The 882-nt window shown below is 33.3% G+C and carries 1 protein-coding gene; it reads right to left on the reverse strand.

Annotated elements, in window-relative coordinates; genetic code table 11:
* Positions 1-98: 98 nt before the first annotated feature.
* Positions 99-882: hypothetical protein (locus J5069_RS23685; protein ID WP_264646108.1), on the reverse strand; the 784-nt coding region annotated here is incomplete at its 5' end.

The raw sequence follows: 882 nt of genomic DNA on the forward strand, positions 1-882 counted from the left end.
ACCTCCAGTCTCACCAATGTATAAATAACCATTGTGAATAATAAAATATATATTGGAGCAATACCTTGCTCCAACTAATACACCATTACTCTTAATCATTATTCTGCCAAGTTAATATTTTCACCCGACCATTCGGCCAACCAATTATTTACATTGTTGTGGAATTTCTTAAAGATTCTATTAAAAATCTCTACATCAACCTCTACAAAGTTATCACGTGTATTTCTTTCAGCAAGACCAACAGAAAAAATTAATGCTTCTGAAACAATACGTTCCGTACTGTTTTCAGGGTACCTAGATAAAAACTCCTTATAGAAAGGATGATTTTTATTAATACCTACAAAAACCCCCTCCGTTGCATCATAAAACGCTTTCCACACCATCCCGTAATCGACTTTTTCTGAATATACAATCTTCCTGAAACTATGATGAGCTTCATCATCTATTTTGATGTCTAATTCTTGCTTAGCATTTTCGCCATCTATAGCACTGTCATTTCTTCTCTTAATGATCTCAGAGTTTAGCTGACCTGTAATTAAATCAGGATCATCCTCCGATACGTTTTCTATAGTTGCAGTAAACCCTAACCCCTCTTCATTTTTAGTTGATTTTAATTTATCCTGACAATCAACTCGAATATTTTTTGCAGTAACTAAAGCCTTATCAACTATAGCCTTTAATTTATTTCGGGTTTCATCATCAATTTCTAATCTTTGCTTTGTAATATCAACATGCAGCACATCATCATGAGCAGTTTCTAAATCCATCCTTATTCTTACATTAAAATCGTCCTTTGTTATTATTCCATCCAAATCATCTCCCCAGCGTATTAATCTGCCATTCCTGTATATAAAAAACCCACTATTTTCTTTAGATATTTCG

The sequence above is a fragment of the Candidatus Symbiopectobacterium sp. NZEC127 genome, from assembly GCF_025962675.1.
Lineage (GTDB): Bacteria > Pseudomonadota > Gammaproteobacteria > Enterobacterales > Enterobacteriaceae > Symbiopectobacterium.